This window comes from Oleiphilus sp. HI0080 (genome assembly GCF_001635135.1).
On sequence record NZ_LWFU01001048.1, the window covers coordinates 1 to 777 of the forward strand.

Sequence of the window (777 nt, forward strand, 5' to 3'; positions counted from 1 at the left end):
CAAACCAATGCTCACACACGTATTAGAGACCGCACTTGCACTGAATCCAGATAGAATTCACGTTGTTATTGGTCACGGTGCAGATCAATTACGTGCCCATTATCAACAGTTTGAGTACCCACTAAATTGGGTTGAACAACATGAGCAACTAGGAACGGGCCACGCCGTGGCGCAGGTTCTGCCACATTTAAATGACGGCTCAAAAGTCCTTGTTCTCTATGGAGATGTTCCTCTAATTGCCAATGACTCTTTAAATGAGTTGATCGGGCTCGCAGATCAAGAAACCTTAGCTCTATTGACCATGGATGTTGAAGACCCAACTGGTTATGGTCGAATCGTACGCAATGTCGCTGATGAACTTGTTGCAATCGTCGAGCAAAAAGACGCCAACGAAGAACAATTGGCTATTCAAGAAATCAATACCGGTTTTATGGCTGCGACGTCCGACAACTTAAAGCAGTGGTTACCGCGACTAAGTTCAGACAATGCACAAGGCGAATATTACTTAACAGATCTCGTTGCGTTGGCAGTGAGTGATGGCAAAGAAGTAGAGTCCTGCTCACCCTCATCGCCAGAAGAAGTACAAGGTGTTAATGATCGACTGCAGCTTTGTGAACTGGAATGCTGGTTCCAGTCACAGTACGGTGAGCGTTTACTGCGCGACGGGGTGAGTCTATTTGATCCGAATCGTATCGACATTCGTGGCGAGCTCGTGTGTGGCAAGGATGTGACAATCGACTTAAATTGCGTTTTTATTGGGCGTGTCACCTTGGCTGA

The 777-nt window shown here is 46.5% G+C and carries 1 protein-coding gene; it reads left to right on the plus strand.

Going from position 1 to position 777, the window contains the following annotated elements; all coding sequences use genetic code 11:
* Window positions 1-777, plus strand: a 777-nt coding sequence (locus A3751_RS19525; RefSeq protein WP_156492653.1) for an NTP transferase domain-containing protein, incomplete at both ends; no start/stop codon positions are given.